Here is a 17,272-nt window from a genome sequence, read left to right on the forward strand (position 1 = left end):
CATCTGTTTTGTCCATGCTGTTTCCGCCTTTTAGACGGGTTTTAGTAATGTCTGGCAGACAAGGTTCCTATAACAGTGGTTATTTTCCTGCCAGTAAGCCGTCCACCTTCACTGCCAGCTGGTCCATTGCTTCCTGTGCAGTCTTTTCTCCGTTTATAACGGATGTTACCGCAGCTGATAATTCGCTGTCAATTTCAGACCAGCTTGCAACCGTCGGTCTTGACTTTGCGGTTTTTATAGCTTCGATGAAGGGTGCGAAATCGGAATTTTTCACCGTATCGCTTTCCAATGCGGTTTTATTTACCGGTATTTGACCGCACTTGGCCATTTCGGTCTGTGCAAATTCACCGGTCATAAATTTAGCAAATTTCCAGGCAGCTTCTTTTGCAGCATCATTACCGGAGGTGTTAAACAAGGAGATGTCTTCACCGCCCAGTACGGAGACGGAGCCGCCGTCACCGGCAGGTATGGGAGCAGTTGCATATTCAAAATCCGGATAAGCGCCTTTCATTTCGGCAATTTTCCAGGGACCTTCTAATATCATGCTATAGCGACCTGTTCCGAAGCCGTCCGTCATGGGAATATCACCGCTGTTCCAGCCGGTAATGGCCTTATCCTTATACAGACCGGCAAACATTTGAACTGCCGCAACGGTCTTTTCGCTGTTTATATAACCGCTGGCCTTGGTCTGTTCCGGATTCAGCAAATCACCGCCGTAGCTCCAGATGAAAGGGCAAAGATTCCATCCAGCCAGTGCAGGTTCATCATAACCCCATATCTGCTGGCCGTTCTCGTTGGTGCCGGATAATTTCTTCGTATCATTTATGAATTCCTCCATGGTCTGAGGCGGGGTTATTCCTGCAGCCTTGAAGGCCTTTACATTATAAAATAAGATTTTGGTATTGGTATTAAGTGCAAGGCCGTAATAATGGTCACCTATTTTTGCAGTGCTCATGGCACTGTCAAGTAATGCATGGGATACATCCTTAAAGTCGGATGTTTTTTCATCCAGTGATGTCAGGATGTCCGCTGCCTGAAATTCAGGAATCCATGCTGCATCCAATCGGGCAACATCAGGCAAGGTGCCGGACTGGGCACTGACCAGAATCTTGTTATGCAAGTCTGCCCATTCATGGGAGACTGCATTTACCTTAATACCGGGATTTTCACTTTCGAACTTCGGTATCAATACCTTTGTCAGAGTATCGTTTTCAGCGGATTGAGCACTGTAATGATGCCAGAAGTTAATTGTTACCTCTTTTGAGCCGGATACATCAGTATCCCCAGCTCCTTTTGTTGCTGATTCCCCGCTTTTGCCGGGTTCAGATTCTACTGGTGATTTGCTACAAGCTGTGAGAGCTGCCAGGCACATAACGGCTGATAGCAGGATTGCCAGTAATTTTTTTGCTTTGTTCATAATTTTACCTCCTCAAATTTTATTATCTTAACGGAATAAGGTTCCAGTTTTATTGGAAGGCTGTCCCCATTTTCCGAAAAGTTCCTGTAGTTTTGCTCACCCAAAGGAATTTCCTTTTGTATTGCCCCATTACCGGTTGATAAGTTGATTTCTGCCGGTTTCTCTGAATTGTTTATTAGAATTTTAATATGTATATTATCAAGGCTTCGTTCAAAGCCATATACATTATTTTCTTTCTCTGCCAGTATGGTCTTATAACTGCCCTGGCGGATGGCAGGTTCCTGATGGCGGATTTCGGATAACCGCCGGTACCAGGAGAGCAGTTCCTGATCCTGTTCCTCTTCTTCCCAAGGCATCGTTCTTCTGCAGTCGGGATCATTATCACCTGTTAATCCTATCTCATCCCCATAATAGACAGCAGGGGCACCCGGCATTAAAAACTGAAAGGCTGCGGCAAGCTTTAATTTATTCTTGTCTTCTCCGCAGGAAAAGAGGAATCTTGCAGTGTCATGGGAATCAAGGAGATTGTACATTGCATGGTTATATTCTTCATAATAGCCTGCCATCATATGGTTGAGCCTTTCATCAAGCTCCACGGAGTCAATCTTTTTATAAGCAATGAAATCCAGCATGGCATCCCGGAATACATAATTCATCACGCTGTCCATCTGGTCGCCTGAGAGCATTTTTCTTCCAAAGCTCCAGGTTTCACCCACCAGTAAAATATCCGGGTACTTTTCCTTAAGATACACTCTTGCAGTTCTCCATACATAGGGGTCAACTTCATCCGCTACATCCAGCCTCCACCCGTCAATGCCCGCATAGCTGATCCAGTATTCCATGACCTGAAGGATAAACCGGCATACCTCCTGATTGGAGGTACATAGCTTAGGCATCCATTTATAGGCACCTACACATTCATAATCCCTGTGTGTGATTCCTGCTGGGAAGCTTGTAATATGGAACCAATCCTTATACTTTGAATTCTCCTGATGCTCCATCACATCCAGAAAGGGCTCAAAGGAAGTCCCGCAGTGATTGAATACACCATCTAAAATGATCTTCATCCCACGGGCATGGCATTCATCCGCCAGCTCCTTCAGATCTTCATTTGTGCCGAAGCTTTCATCTATCCGGTAATAATCCGTCGTGGCATACTTGTGATTAAAATCCCCTTTAAATACAGGATTCAGATAAATACAGTCCGTACCCAGGCTTTGGATGTAATCCAGTTTCTGCAGGATACCTCTTAAATCCCCGCCCATATAATTTTCCCTGGTCGGTTTTTCTCCCCAGCCGGCACAGCCCGCAGGGTCATTGGAGGAATCTCCGTTTCGGAAGCGTTCCGGGAAAATCTGATAAAAGACCTGCCCCCTGGCCCATTCCGGGATATGAAGGACATCACCGGGATTGGCATATAAATATTCAAAGTAGCCATCTGCCGGGTATTCTTCCGTAAAGTCATATTCGGTATAATAAAAGCGTTTACCCTCCTGATCAATCAGCTCGAAAAAATATTTTGTATATCGTGCTGTCTTTGAAAATTCCATTTCGGCATAATAGTAATCCAGCATATTATCCCGGTACTGCAGTTCCATTTTTCTGCTCTTGCGCTTACGGGTATCACTCTCTGTTCTGGCCCAATAGATTAGTCTGCATTCTTGAAAGCTGCCCTTGGCTGTCTCCAGTTTCAATACCAGTTTGTTCCTTGCTTTGACATAGACATAATCCAGGGTGTTCTTATGAAGCACCACCGTTCTTATCATTGTTTTCTCTGTCTCCTTTCATTGATGATTCCCTTACAATGAGATTGGTCGGAATGTACATATGATTTCTGTCATTTGAATTATCCTGGATTTTACGAATCAGCTCCTTCGCTACCTGAATTCCCATACCATAGGTATCAACATCAACCGCCGTCATGGGAGGGTCTGTATACTCTGCAACAGGATAGTTGTCAAATGTGACGATTCCGATATCATCAGGAATCCTGTAATTTCTATTTTTTAATGTTTTTAACACATTAAAAGCTATGATGTTGTTTCCGCATAAAAAGGCATCCGGATGTCCGCTGCTTAAAGCCAGCTCTTCTATACGTTTATTATCTGCCGTTATATCCTGTCCATACTCCAGTATGAATTCCTGGTTGATTGGGATAGCATGCTGCTTCAGACAGGCCAGGTATCCTGCCAGACGTTTTTGGGAAAATACCGTATTGGGCTTTTCCGTAACCAGTGCAATTCTTGTATATCCCTGCTGGATCAGGTGCTCTACCGCCATGTGGCTTCCCAGCTCATTATCCACATCAATCCATGTGGCTTCCGATTTATACTTTTTGGGCTCCCCCATTACAATGAAGGGAAATCCTGCCTGATTCAGCTCCTTGATCAATTCCGGACGCATAACGGAGGAGGGCATGATAAGCCCGTCCACCTTCTTTTCAAGCATAAGGTTTTCTACGGTGGATTTGGCTCCCTTTTTCCTGTCATTTGTTATGATAAGACTGTAGCCATACTCCTGGATGACCTTCTCTATGGCAAAAACACTTCGGTTAAAAAATGCATTGGCAAAGGTATTCTCATCCCTTGCATCGATGATCAGGCCAATACAATAGGTCAATCCATTGGCAAAGTTCCTCGCCAGGCTGTTGGGATGATAGTCAAGCTCCTCCATTGCTTCCTGAATTTTCTTCGTGGTAATATCAGATATTCTGGAATTGCCGTTCAATGCTCTGGATACGGTGGACGGCGATACCCCTACTTTCTTAGCAATATCCTTGATTGTTGCGGTCATGTTATCTCTCCTTGTTGTGCAAACGTTTGCACAAATTTATTATAAAGCCTACTCCTTAAAAAGTCAATACAGGTGTGTATTATTTCACTTGACATATTCTTTACATTATTATTTCCACAATTTACATTTGATGGTATTTATTTTTACTTACAGAGATTATAGTATGTTTGCAATCAAATGAAATTAATAAAAAATAACAGGTAAGGAGAAGTATTATGAAAAAGTTAGTATCATTGGTTTTATCTTTCGCATTAGCAATTTCTGTTTTTAACTACCCTGCCACTACGGTATCTGCTTCATCGGCTGCCAGCGGAAATGTCGTATTATCCGGTTCGACCTCCGTTAATCCGCTTGTACAGGCGCTTGCAGAAGCCTTTATGAAAAAGAACCCCAGCATCAAAATCGTAGAACAAAATGTTACCGGTTCCGGAGCAGGTATTGCAGATGCAAAAAATGCTCAGAGCAATGTTGATTTTGGTATGTCCAGCAGAAATCTGACAAGCGATGAAGCTGCTGTCTTAGAAAAAGTACAGATATGTATGGATGGACTTGCTGTTGTTGTAAATAAGAAGAATCCCCTTAATGAGATTTCTCCCTCATTACTTTATAAAATCTATACCAGAGATTCTTCCGCACTGAATTGGAATCAGATCAGCGATTCTTATAAAACAAGCGTTAAGGTTGCTCCTTTCGGACGTGAAGCAGGCTCCGGTACAAGAAGCTGCTTTGAAGATTTCTTCAAGGCTGATTATGGCACAGCACTTCCCAGCGGCTATGATGTAAAGCTGGATGGCTCTCTTGCAAGCACAGGTGTTGTACAGACCTCCGTTCAGAATAATATCGGCGCTATCGGTTATATGTCACTTGGTGATATGGATGACAAAAAGGTTAAGCCATTAAAAGTTGAAGGAGTTGAACCCTCCAAATATACAGTAGCAGACGGTACATATGCAATTAAAAGACCCTTCTTACTTGTTTATAATAAAACGACAAAAGTATCTCCCGCAGCACAGGCATTCTTAGATTTTATCTCCAGCGCAGACGGACAGAGCATCATCGACAAGATGGGCTTTGTTAAGAATAATCTTGTAAGAACAAAGGCAGACGGCCTTACCTTAAGCAGTACTTCCCTTAATGTAAAGCCCGGTTCCAGTGCAACCTTAAAGGCAACTGTTACACCTGCTGATACAGATAACAAGAAAGTAACCTATTCTTCCTCCAACAGCGCGGTTGCTACCGTTTCTTCAACAGGCGTAGTAAAGGGCATCAAGGCCGGAACAGCAGCCATTACCGTTAAGACAACTGATGGAACAGACATCAGCAAGACCTGCCTGGTTACAGTAGAAAATCCTGTTGCAAGCGTAAAACTGAATAAGACCACTGCCAGCGTTAAGGTTGGAAAGACCGTAGCATTAAAGGCAGCCATCAATCCTTCCACCGCTTCCAACAAAACAGTTATCTGGAGCTCATCCAATCCTTCCGTTGCAACTGTTTCCGTAACAGGTGTTGTGACAGGCAAGAAGGCAGGAAAGGTAAAGATTACGGTTACAACAGTAAGCGGCAAAAAGACAGCAAGCTGCAAGGTTACTGTTACCAAATAAAGCTTAGAAATATTCTTGAAATTCTTAATAGAGAGAACTGACCTTGTCACTGCAATTTTGCAGTGGCAATATCAGTTTAAAGGAGAAGGATGAAGACACAAAAAGTTTATATCTATAACAATATTTTTAAGGCAATTGTCTTTTTCTTTGCTTTTATTACTGTGCTATCCGTTATTTTAATCGGAGTGTTCATGGTCATAAACGGCGGTCCCAGTATTGCCAGGGTGGGACTGAAGGACTTCCTGTTAGGCAAGGTCTGGAATTCGGCAAATGAACCTCCCCAATACGGCATATTGGCATTTATATTATCTTCTTTCTATTCCACTTTTTTTACGGTCTTAATAGCGGTCCCAATCTCTATTCTGGTAGCTCTGGCCATCGGCCAGCTTATGCCAAAAGGACTTGGAACAATTATCAGGTCAGTTATCAGCCTGCTTGCAGGAATTCCCTCGGTTATCTACGGCTTTCTCGGAATTATTTTCATTGTTCCCATTGTGCAGATGCTGTTCAATCTTTCGTCGGGCCTGACCATGCTTTCTTCTGTCATCGTCCTGATCATTATGACCCTTCCGACCATTATCAGCGTCAGTGAGACCAGTATCAATGCCGTGGACAAAGGCTATATGGAAGCTGCTTTTGCCCTGGGTGTCCGTAAGGAATATGCGTTATTTACCATTGTTTTACCTGCGGCGAAATCGGGAATTATGGCTGCGGTATTACTTGGTGTGGGCAGGGCAATCGGAGAAACCATGGCAGTTATGATGGTGGCCGGAAACATCCCACAGATGCCCTCCATGCTAAAGCCTGCACGCTTCCTGACAACTGCAATTGTGACGGAAATGTCCTATGCCACAGAACAAACCAGAGGAGTATTGATTGGAATAGGTCTGGTCCTGTTTGTATTTATTTTTATTATCAATTCCATCTTCCATATTTTTATGAAAAGGGCTGGTGCTCAAAATGGCTAATACTACCTATGAAAAACGCATAAGGCCGGGAATTATAGCCGTCAGGGCCTTGATTTATACGGTGACTGCAATTGTGGTCGCTTTAGTTGTTGCAATAATTGCCTATTTGATTATAAAGGGCTTACCCTATATTAACCGGGATTTTTTGTTTAAGGCGCCTTCCCGTCTGGATGAGACCTACGGGATAGCACCTATGATTATAAATACCCTGTATATTGTCCTGCTTTCCCTGATTGTCTCCATACCCCTTGGTATCGGAACGGCAATATACCTTGCTGAATATTCAAAGCCCGGTAAGATAATATCCGCTATCCGGTTCTCTATTGAAATTCTCGCAGGAATTCCTTCCATCGTATACGGCTTGTTTGGACTGGCATTTTTTATTAATGCATTAAAGGCCGGAAGCAGCGGCGGTTCTATGATAGCGGGAGCCCTGACCTGTACGCTGATTGTTCTTCCCACAATGATTCGTACCACGGAAGAAGCCCTGCTGCAGGTAAATCCGACCTACCGTGAAGCGGCATTTTCCCTGGGAGCCTCCAAGCTTCATATTATTCGTACGGTTTTGCTGCCCTGCGCACTTCCGGGCATTGTTGTTGCCATTATTTTAAGCATCGGCCGAATTGTCAGTGAGTCGGCGGCACTTCTCTATACGGCAGGTGTGGATTATACCATGCCTTCCAATGTGGTAAAGCACATAACAGAGCCGGGGGCAGGCCTTACGGTACAGCTGTACTTATATGCGACAGAGGGCGGATCTCCTGACTGGGTGCCCTATGCCATGGCTGCCGTATTAATGATTCTGGTATTTGTCATTAACCTCACGGCCAATATTATTGCAGGACTATTCAAAAAGAAAGTGAGCATCAACTAATGGGTATTATTACAACAAAGGATTTAAACCTCTATTACGGGGATAAACAGGCAATAAACAGTATCAACATGGATATCGAAAAGAATAAGATTACGGCCTTGATCGGTCCCTCCGGCTGCGGTAAGACCACCTTTTTAAAGACCTTGAACCGTATGAATGATACAATACCGAACTGCAAAATTACAGGGGAAGTAATTTATGACGGTATCAATATTTATGACAGTAAAATTGACCCCATGCTGATACGCAAAAAGATTGGCATGGTATTTCAAAAGCCCAATCCCTTTCCTATGAGTATTTATGATAACATCGCCTATGCTCCCAAATACCACGGAAAAAAGAAAAGAGAGCTGGATGAAATCGTAGAAAGCAGCTTAAAGGCGGCGGCCCTTTGGGATGAGGTGGGGGACCGTCTTAAAAAAAGTGCCCTGTCTCTTTCCGGCGGGCAGCAGCAGCGGCTTTGCATAGCCAGGACCATTGCCCTTAACCCGGAAGTGATACTGATGGATGAGGCCACCAGTGCTCTGGACCCTATATCCACCTATAAAATCGAGGACTTAATGGGAGAACTGAAAAAAACCTATACCGTTGTTATTGTTACCCATAATATGCAGCAGGCATCACGTATAGCGGATAAGACCGCCTTCTTTTTGCTGGGCGATCTGGTTGAGTATGATACCACGGAAAATATCTTTGTAAACCCCAAGAATAAGAAAACCTTGGATTACGTGAGCGGACATTTTGGTTGATGAAAGGTTTGATTTTTATTAAATGAATGCGTTAAAGCAAAAAAGTGTAAGAAGGAATTGATATGCCATACATAATAATGTATAATTATGTATGAGCGAGGCCAGGGGCAACTAAATTCTTTTGTTACCCTTTTAATTTTATGCAATGATATGCAATCCGGCTTTTAAGCTTAGGATGTATGAAAATATGACAGAGAGGGCCACAGATTCTTCATACAGCCTTATAGTGGCGGTACCGCAAAGGGGCGGTAAACGAGGAAGAAGCATGGATTATATAAATGAAGTGATAGAAATGGTAATTCGTAAAAATCCTTCCGAATATGAATTTCATCAGGCAGTAAAGGAGGTATTGGAATCCTTACGTCCAGTGGTGGAAGCCAACGAAGAAAAATATCGCAGAGAAGCATTATTGGAAAGGCTGGTTGAACCGGACAGGCAGATTATTTTCAGGGTACCCTGGGTGGATGATACCGGAAGGGTGCAGGTAAATACCGGCTACCGTGTTCAGTTCAACAATGCCATCGGACCCTATAAGGGCGGATTGAGACTTCATCCGTCAGTCAACAAGGGAATAATTAAGTTTCTTGGCTTTGAGCAGATATTAAAAAATTCCCTGACCGGACTTCCCATTGGCGGAGCCAAGGGTGGAGCGGATTTTGACCCCAAGGGAAAGTCTGACCGTGAAGTATTGGCTTTCTGCAAAAGCTTCATGACAGAGCTGTACAAATATATTGGTGCCGATACGGATGTGCCTGCCGGAGATATTGGAACAGGCGCCAGGGAAATCGGCTACCTCTATGGACAGTATAAGAAGATCAGAGGTACTTATGAGGGTGTACTTACAGGAAAGGGCCTGACCTACGGCGGTTCCCTTGTCCGAACAGAAGCAACAGGATTTGGACTTATATACCTTACCGAAGAAATGCTGAAGGCCCATGGGCATTCTTTGGCAGGGAAGACAGTGGCTGTTTCCGGTGCAGGTAATGTGGCAATTTATGCCGTGCAGAAGGCAGCGGAGCTGGGTGCCAGGGTCGTAACCGTAAGTGATTCCAATGGATGGATATATGATAAGGACGGAATTGATCTGGAAGTCCTAAAAGAAATCAAGGAAGTAAGAAGGGAAAGGCTGACGGAGTACGTTAAATTCCGCCCGGATGCAAAGTACACCCAGGGAAAGGGCCTTTGGACAGTAAAGTGTGATATCGCACTTCCCTGTGCCACCCAAAATGAATTACTGCTGGAGGATGCAAAGGCTTTGGCAGCTAATGGCTGTATTGCAGTTGCTGAAGGAGCCAATATGCCTACGGATCTGGAAGCCACAAAATACCTCCAGGAAAACGGTATTCTCTTCGCTCCCGGTAAAGCGGCCAATGCCGGAGGTGTTGCAACTTCCGCACTGGAGATGTCACAAAACAGTGAAAGGCTCAGCTGGAGCTTTGAAGAAGTGGACGAAAAGTTAAAGCGGATAATGAAAAATATTTTCCATAACATGTCGGAAGCGGCAAAGGAGTACCACGCAGAAGGAAATTATGTGCTGGGAGCCAATATTGCAGGCTTTTTAAAGGTTTCAGAGGCCATGATGGCTCAGGGAATCTGGTAAATGGGAAGGGGATACAGGGTCTGGTAAGGCCTTGTATCCTCTTCTTTTATTTTGGGGATATTCTAACAGTTCTCCGGATAGCTTACCCTTCTCATTTTATCCAAAAGTATTTAAGCAGTTATTATCCGATTTAGCTGTATATGTTGAATTTAGCTTTTTCCATTTCCAGGTATAAAAAGGCTTGAATATTTGGCTTTTTTATACCTGGAAGCGTTTTAAAAAACTTATTTCAACTTATATATTTACATCGTTCTATCTTATCAAATATAATGATAAAACAGAGCAGGTGTATCATAGGAAATACAAAAACGGGAGATGTATGATGAGAATTGCATTTTGTGATGACGAGAAAAGCCAGTCTATCTTTCTGAAAGACCTGACAGATAAATGGGAAAAGCTATCGGGAAAGAGCTGTGACATTACCGTGTATACCAGCGCAGAGGAAATGCTCTTTGAAAATACAGGGTCCTTTTCCTTTGATTTTATCATTCTGGATATTGAGCTGGACAGGATGAACGGAATTGATCTGGCAAGAGAGATTCGAAACACGGACAAGCAGGTAACCATAGCTTTTTTATCAAACAGCAGGGAGTATGTATTTGAAGGCTATGAAGTAGGGGCCGTCAGATACCTCATGAAGCCTCTGACAAAGCAGCAGCTTTTTCCCCTGCTTACGATGGTACAAAAATCCCTGGAGGAGGAGAAAAGCTATATTATTGTTGGAAATGAAAGAGAGAAACATAAGCTTTTGGTGAAGGATATCAGCTATGTGGAAGCTCTCGGGCATTATATTATAATCCATATGGCGGACAGAAGCCTTGAGGTAAAGAAAAATATGAATGAGATAGCAAAGGAGTTTGGCGGGGACTTTATCACGACTCACAGAAGCTATCTGGTAAATATAAGCTGGATAGAGCGGATAACCAGGACGGACTGTTTCCTAAGCGGTGGAGAGAAGGTCCCAATCAGCAGAAACTCCTATGAGTCAGTGAATCAGGCCTTTATCAGCTATTACAAAGGAGGAGAATTTTGATTTCAGTTTGTCTTGAAGTTTTCCCGGTGGTTATGATGGCCCTATTTCTCTTCCTAAGGCAGCTCAGAAATAAAAAGACCCTGTCATCTGTTCCGGTTATAACAGCAGGGATATGGTGGGGAATTGCTTATCTTTACAGCAAGGGTATCGCAAGTATCCTGACCCTGGTTATTTTAGAGCTGTTTTCTTTTGAGGTGCATCAGGTAAGAAACCGTAAGATGTCTTTTTTATATCATGGGCTCTTCTTTCTGGTAACTGCGGTTATCACGGTGAATGGGCTATTTATTCCAGGCAGCAGGGTATTCAGTGAATACACCCTTCTGCTGCTGGTTTTTTTAACGGAAAGCAGTGGATATTATCTGAGAAAGACCTATGAAGAAAGTGCAGTCCAGTTTCAGAACCAGCTCTTAACAAAACAGGTAAACGAAGTGCAGAATATCTATATGACTATGAGAGGATGGCGGCACGACTATCATAATCACCTGCAGACCCTGAAGGCACTTTTAAAAGTAAATCAGGCAGAGGAAGCTAGAGGGTATCTTGACAGGCTGGAAAATGACCTGGACAGCATCAATTATCTGATAGAATCGGGCAATGTCAATCTGGATGCCATTCTGAATTCTAAGCTTTCCCTTGCCCTAAAGGATGAGATAGAAATTCATTATAAGGCAGAGGTGCCCAAAGACCTGACTGTGTCAGATATTGACCTGTGCGTACTGATTGGAAATCTGATAGACAATGCGGTGGAATCCTGCGGTAAAATGGCAGAACAGGATGGAAAAAAATTTATCCGGCTTTATGTCGGAGTGCTGAAAAAGCAGCTTTATATTTCCGTTACCAATGCCACCAATGAAGTGATAAGAAAGCTGGACGAAGACTACATTACAACAAAGCGGGGAAATCACGGACACGGACTTAAACGCATTAATAACATTGTGGAAAAATATGAGGGATATATAAACAGAAAAAATGAACCGGGAGTATTTGTGACAGAAATCATGCTTCCTCTCTAAAGAGTCTACCACTCGTGCACGGAATATTGCTATTCGTGCACTTTTTTTAAACAAAGCGGCAAAAGGTGATATATTACTGACATTGATTATTCAAAGAAATTTTACAGGGAGCAGATTTTTCCTGAATTCAAAGGATTAGTAAAAGGAGTGTGTATATGAAAAAGGGGAAAGAAGTGCCCTACTCTTTAGGGGACAACTTCCATTTTATCTATGCAAATATGTGGGCATATGATAAATCATTGATTTTTTATGGTTTTGCTGAAATCATTTTTAATGTAATTCTGCCTCTTTGCACGGTTATTCTTCCGTCTGTTGTGGTAGGACTTTTAGAGAGGCAGGCGGGGATAGAGAAGTTTATTCAGACCATGGTACTTGTATTTTTAGTATACAGTATAGTGTCGGCAGTCCAGACTTTTTTGACATCAAGAAACAGAAACCAGTACATTGATATCCGATTGAATTTCTTTTCCATCATCCTCTTTGAAAAATGCTTTAGCATGGATTATGGACAATTGGAAAAGGAGAAGACACGGGAGGAGTTAAAAAAGTCGGGAGACAGTGTTTATGGCAACTGGCAGGGACTTGAGGGCTTTATGCACAGAAATGTCAGCCTGCTTACCAATGTATTGGGGCTTTTAACTTATGCCCTTGTAGTTGGATGGATTAATCCGGTTTTTCTGCTGCTTTTGCTGGTACTCTCAGTAATTCAGATACTGGTATTTCACCGTGCCAAACTATATGAGCACAAGCAGAAGAATGAAATGTCCGGCATTAGAGTTACACAGGGCTATTTACAGGAACAGGCCTTCGACCTGAAGGCTGGCAAAGATATCAGGCTCTATCAGCTGGATAAGCTTATCGGCAGGGTATACGCGGCAGCGAATAACCGGCTTAAGAAAATCAAAGGAAAGATAAGAGGGGTTTATTATGTCAATGATATCGTAGAAATCCTGTTAAAATTTCTTAGGGACGGCTTATGTTATGGGTATTTGATTTATTTGCTGATGCATGGCCTTCCGGTATCTGACTTTGTTCTTTACCTGGGTATCGTAGGCGGGTTGGCTGGCTGGATGATGAAGATTACGGAGGACCTCTCGGAAATTGGAAGATGCCATTATATGATTTGTGACTTCCGAAAATTCTGTGATATAAAAGATACCTTTTCCCATAAGAGCGGAAGGGAGCTGGAAGAAGAGGACATGGCCCTTGATATTGTATTTGACCATGTATCCTACCAGTACGAAGGCTCCTCCGATTATGTGCTGAAAGATATCAGCTTTCACATGGGCAAAGGGGATAAATTTGCGCTGGTGGGAGTAAACGGTGCGGGAAAGACAACTCTTGTAAAGCTGATGTGCGGTTTCTATCAGCCAACAGGTGGGCGGATACTAATCAATGGGATAGATATCGGAGAACTTAATATAGAAAATTACTTTAAGCAAATCGCGGTCGTCTTCCAGGATGCAGCAGTACTGTCTTTCACAATCGGAGAGAATATCAGCGGTGTGCCGGGAAGTAAAATCAACAGGGAAGAGCTTGATCATGCAATAGAGCTGTCAGGGCTAAAGGAGAAGATTGACGGCCTGCCCAAAGGAACCGGCACTTACTTAAACAAGGATATGGAAGAAAGCGGCATACAACTGTCAGGCGGTGAGCTGCAAAAACTGCTGCTTGCCAGGGCTCTATATAAGAAGGCAAAGCTTCTTCTGTTTGATGAACCTACTGCTGCCATGGATGCCATAGCAGAAAGTGAGTTATATGAGCAGTATCAGGATTTGCTTCGCGGAAGGACTGCCTTATTTATCTCCCACAGGCTGGCATCAACAAGATACTGTGACAATATCCTGTTTCTGGAAAATGGTAAAATCGCAGAAACGGGCAGCCATGAAAGCCTTATGAAATTGAACGGAAGATATGCTGAGATGTTTCAGGTGCAGAGTAAATATTATAAGGAGGAAGAGGATGAAACTGAAGAAAGTATGGCATGAATCTGTTTCCTTTATAAAATTGATCAAAGCAGACCATCCGAATATAATATGGATTGTTGTGATAGGTGGATTGGCAGGAGCTGCGGGGCCTTTTGTACAGCTGTTCTTTTATGCAAGAGTTTTAAATAAGGTATTAAAAGGACAATACAAAGAGTGTATCCTTGATGTCCTGATATTACTGATTACAGCTTTGATACTGAACCTGATTAAGAAGGCCTGTGACCAGTCTGTCATAGTGCTAAGGGAAACCTGTGCGGACACGATATATCTAAAGACCGCAAACAGGGCATTTACCATGGAATATGAAGAATTCGAAAGAACAGAGACGATGGATGCCATCAGAAGAGTGCAGGGAGGAGAGAACAGTTCGGGAGGAATCGGAGACCAGATACAAAGTATCTATGTTCTCGTTGAAAAAGGTTTTTCCATCCTGTTTTCACTTGCCTTTGTGATATCCCTTTTTACCCGTGTAGATGCGGACAGCAGGAATTTCTTTTGTTCCCAATGGTCTTCTCTTTTGATAATTGCTGTGTTCGCAATCGTTTTTCTTCTGTGCCTTAAGCTATCTGCCATATCCTATCAAAAATTCTACGAGGTGGAAAAGAAAAATGAACATCTGAATTCCATTGGTGAGTACATGCTTGCTATTATGCACAACTACCAGCATGGCAAGGATATCCGTATATATTCCATGCAGGGACTCCTGAAACATTATTTTATAAGCGTCATGAAGCCTGTCAATAGTGTTTTTTTGAAATGGTCCGTTACTGACGGAAAATATACGGGAGCAATTGTATTTCTGACCCAGTTAACTTCCGGATTGGTATATGTGGTATTGGGAGGAAAGGCAGTCTATGGTATTATCAGTATCGGAGAAGTGTTTATGTACGCCGGAGCCATCCTTGAGTTTACCGGAGCTGTCCGGAGTGAAATCGTAGAATACAATAGTTTTTATTACAGGATGGAATATCTGAATAACTATAATGAGTTTATCAATAAGCCCAATACCCGCTATACCGGAACGCTTCCTGTTGAAAAGCGCTTAGATGGTGAATATGAATTCACCTTTGAAAATGTCAGCTTTCAGTATCCCGGAACGGATAACCAAATATTAGACCACCTCAATCTTAAATTTGAAATAGGAAAAAAATACGCTATTGTAGGAAAAAACGGAGCCGGAAAAACGACTTTGATAAAGCTTTTGTGCAGGCTCTATGACCCGTCGGAGGGAAGAATCCTGTTAAATGGCATTGATATAAGGTATTATGATTACGATGAATATACAAAGGTATTCTCTATTGTATTTCAGGATTTTAAACTGCTGGCACTGCCCCTTGCCGATAATTTGACTTTAGGTGATAAAGCAGATGATAAAAGGCTGTGGGAGGTCTTAAAGCAGGCAGGCATGAAGAACAGGGTAGAAAAAATGCCGGGTAAGTTGGAAACAAACCTTTATAAAAACAATGGAGAGGGTATAGAAATCTCCGGAGGGGAAGCGCAGAAGCTTGCCATTGCAAGAGCTTTGTATAAGGATGGACCCTTTGTAATCCTGGATGAACCGACAGCCGCTCTTGATCCCATAGCAGAGGCCGAAATTTATGAGAATTTCAATACCATGGTAGAGGGCAAGACAGCTATCTATATTTCCCACCGAATGAGCAGCTGTAAATTCTGCAATGATATTATCGTAATAGACGGCGGTAAGATTGCAGAACGCGGCAGCCATGATAAACTGTTAAGGGAAAATGGAATTTATGCATCGCTCTATACCACACAGGCCCGGTATTATGCATAGAGTGTCATGGATTAAAAATGTTACAGTTCAGTCAATAAAGAACGAATCCGATAAAAGGAAATACCCTCTGGCAGCAAGCAAATTTTTGCTCGCTGCCAGAGGGTATTTATCATATCTGGAAACAAAGAACCCTGCTATGGCACTTATGTTTCCCTGCCGGTTCTATTTTATTTTAAATTCCCGTAATGCCTTTGAAGCTACTTCCTTTACGCCTGCATCCGTTTCCTTGGATAACAGAAGCTGCAAAAAGCTTCTGGCCTGTTCGGTTCCGGAGTTGGCAAATGCAACAATTGCTGCTTTTCTGATTTCCGGATTTTCATTATCTATCAGCTTGCTCAGCAGGTTAAAAGCTAGTTCATCCTGAATGATGCCAAGGCCTGCTATTGCTGCTTTAACGACTTCTACATCCTTATCGTGAAGGAATTTTTCAACCTTTTCCGTTTTTTTCTTTTCCGTCAGCTTCTGGATTTTCTCAATTTCTTTTTCTTCACTCATAATGTTGCTCCTTCTTTCTTATAGTTTGTAATCTTACAAAATATAAATATTAAGCTATTTGTTACCGCTTAATATTGTAAGGTCGCAACTTAACTATAGTCCTATTTCCTCCGCAGTGCAAGCAAACAGGGTAATTATTTTTAATTCTGAGCTACAGTTCGACCTGGTGGGTGAGCTGCAGCTCAGAAACAGTACAGAATTGTTTTTGAACTTGATTTAAGCTGCCGTTATGATATACTGTAAAAGATATTAACATAACGAAACAGCGGTGTTTAACACCTTAGAAGGGAATCCTTATGAAAGCTTTAAAAGCAATTGATAAAAAACTCACCTCCGCGCAGAGACCACAATTTCAGTAGTCGGCGATGCTTTGCTCGGAGGTCCGGTATTTAAAGTAGTCGGTGATAAGATATGGCATTGTCTGACCTCAATAGTTTATGGAGGTTTTGTTTGCATACTCTTTTCACTTTTCCTATTTTAAAGATTTGGATAAGGATTTGATAAAAATCTTAACTGCAGCGGGTACGTCCGCTGCAGTTTTTTATGGTCTTTGCTTCATCTGAACAGTAATTATGAAATTATGATTAGAGGAGCAAAGTATATGAAATATAAAAAAGCACAGGACGTACTGCCGGAAGAACTAGTAAGATTGCTGCAGAATTATGTAAGCGGTGATTATCTGTATATACCTCGTAAGGAGGGGGAAAAGAAATCCTGGGGAGAAAAAAGCGGTACAAGGGATTTATTAAAAGCAAGAAATATTGAAATTTATGATAAATACAGGGAGGGAGCAACGGTAGAAAAGCTCTCGGAGAAATATTTTCTATCCGAGCAGAGTGTCCGGCGCATTATAAGCCAGGTAAGAAAATATGCGTAAAATCCATACAGAATCATTTGTGCAATAGATTTCATTTCCGATTTCCGATATAGTGATATCAGAAGGTAT

Annotated in this window: 14 protein-coding genes; 10 read left to right on the top strand and 4 right to left on the bottom strand. The window is 42.5% G+C overall.

Annotation, left to right across the window (positions count from 1 at the left end):
• Positions 1 to 79: 79 nt before the first annotated feature.
• Genes BUB77_RS16205 through BUB77_RS16215 form a run of 3 tightly spaced genes read right to left on the bottom strand, consistent with a single transcriptional unit; the run spans position 80 to position 4,210 of the window.
• Positions 80 to 1,417: an extracellular solute-binding protein gene (locus tag BUB77_RS16205; protein ID WP_073277794.1), complete on the bottom strand. Its 1,338-nt coding sequence runs from the start codon at positions 1,415 to 1,417 to the stop codon at positions 80 to 82.
• On the bottom strand, positions 1,414 to 3,183 hold the full coding sequence (locus tag BUB77_RS16210) for a glycoside hydrolase family 13 protein (RefSeq protein ID WP_073277795.1): 1,770 nt from the start codon (positions 3,181 to 3,183) through the stop codon (positions 1,414 to 1,416). The genes BUB77_RS16205 and BUB77_RS16210 overlap by 4 nt, the downstream gene beginning before the upstream one ends.
• Complete coding sequence (locus BUB77_RS16215; RefSeq protein WP_073277797.1) at positions 3,158 to 4,210, bottom strand: LacI family DNA-binding transcriptional regulator; 1,053 nt, start codon at positions 4,208 to 4,210, stop codon at positions 3,158 to 3,160. Before BUB77_RS16215 ends, BUB77_RS16210 begins: the two co-directional genes overlap by 26 nt.
• A 215-nt stretch (positions 4,211 to 4,425) precedes the next feature.
• Here BUB77_RS16215 and BUB77_RS16220 point away from each other — a divergent pair, with 215 nt between their 5' ends.
• The 9 genes from BUB77_RS16220 (at position 4,426) to BUB77_RS16260 (ending at position 15,831) form a co-directional block, all read left to right on the top strand.
• The gene (locus tag BUB77_RS16220; protein WP_073277799.1) at positions 4,426 to 5,811 is read left to right on the top strand and encodes a substrate-binding domain-containing protein; all 1,386 of its coding nucleotides are present in this window, start codon (positions 4,426 to 4,428) and stop codon (positions 5,809 to 5,811) included.
• Positions 5,812 to 5,900: 89 nt separating this feature from the next.
• On the top strand, positions 5,901 to 6,779 hold the full coding sequence (gene pstC / locus BUB77_RS16225; protein ID WP_073277801.1) for a phosphate ABC transporter permease subunit PstC: 879 nt from the start codon (positions 5,901 to 5,903) through the stop codon (positions 6,777 to 6,779).
• Positions 6,772 to 7,653 carry a phosphate ABC transporter permease PstA gene (gene pstA / locus BUB77_RS16230; RefSeq protein WP_073277803.1) on the top strand — a complete coding sequence of 294 codons (882 nt, stop codon included), beginning with the start codon at positions 6,772 to 6,774 and terminating at the stop codon, positions 7,651 to 7,653. The genes pstC and pstA overlap by 8 nt, the downstream gene beginning before the upstream one ends.
• Positions 7,653 to 8,402 (top strand): phosphate ABC transporter ATP-binding protein PstB, encoded by a 750-nt coding sequence (gene pstB / locus BUB77_RS16235; protein WP_073277805.1) that lies wholly within the window; start codon positions 7,653 to 7,655, stop codon positions 8,400 to 8,402. Before pstA ends, pstB begins: the two co-directional genes overlap by 1 nt.
• A 265-nt stretch (positions 8,403 to 8,667) precedes the next feature.
• Positions 8,668 to 10,002 (top strand): NADP-specific glutamate dehydrogenase, encoded by a 1,335-nt coding sequence (gene gdhA, locus BUB77_RS16240; RefSeq protein ID WP_073277893.1) that lies wholly within the window; start codon positions 8,668 to 8,670, stop codon positions 10,000 to 10,002.
• 322 nt (positions 10,003 to 10,324) lie between these two features.
• Positions 10,325 to 11,035 carry a LytR/AlgR family response regulator transcription factor gene (locus tag BUB77_RS16245; protein WP_073277807.1) on the top strand — a complete coding sequence of 237 codons (711 nt, stop codon included), beginning with the start codon at positions 10,325 to 10,327 and terminating at the stop codon, positions 11,033 to 11,035.
• A complete protein-coding gene (locus BUB77_RS16250) occupies positions 11,032 to 12,048 on the top strand; it encodes a sensor histidine kinase (RefSeq protein ID WP_242962532.1) in 1,017 nt (338 codons plus the stop codon). The genes BUB77_RS16245 and BUB77_RS16250 overlap by 4 nt, the downstream gene beginning before the upstream one ends.
• Before the next feature lie 155 nt (positions 12,049 to 12,203).
• Positions 12,204 to 14,036: an ABC transporter ATP-binding protein gene (locus BUB77_RS16255; protein WP_073277809.1), complete on the top strand. Its 1,833-nt coding sequence runs from the start codon at positions 12,204 to 12,206 to the stop codon at positions 14,034 to 14,036.
• Positions 14,011 to 15,831, top strand: a complete 1,821-nt coding sequence (locus BUB77_RS16260; protein ID WP_073277811.1) for an ABC transporter ATP-binding protein — start codon at positions 14,011 to 14,013, stop codon at positions 15,829 to 15,831. The genes BUB77_RS16255 and BUB77_RS16260 overlap by 26 nt, the downstream gene beginning before the upstream one ends.
• A gap of 162 nt (positions 15,832 to 15,993) precedes the next feature.
• Here BUB77_RS16260 and BUB77_RS16265 read toward each other — a convergent pair whose 3' ends face one another.
• Positions 15,994 to 16,326 (bottom strand): HEAT repeat domain-containing protein, encoded by a 333-nt coding sequence (locus BUB77_RS16265; RefSeq protein ID WP_073277813.1) that lies wholly within the window; start codon positions 16,324 to 16,326, stop codon positions 15,994 to 15,996.
• A 601-nt stretch (positions 16,327 to 16,927) separates the two neighbouring features.
• Between BUB77_RS16265 and BUB77_RS16270 the strand changes: the two genes are divergently transcribed.
• Complete coding sequence (locus BUB77_RS16270) at positions 16,928 to 17,203, top strand: CD3324 family protein (protein ID WP_073277815.1); 276 nt, start codon at positions 16,928 to 16,930, stop codon at positions 17,201 to 17,203.
• The last annotated feature ends 69 nt before the right edge of the window (positions 17,204 to 17,272 follow it).

The organism is Anaerocolumna jejuensis DSM 15929 (assembly GCF_900142215.1).
GTDB lineage: Bacteria > Bacillota > Clostridia > Lachnospirales > Lachnospiraceae > Anaerocolumna > Anaerocolumna jejuensis.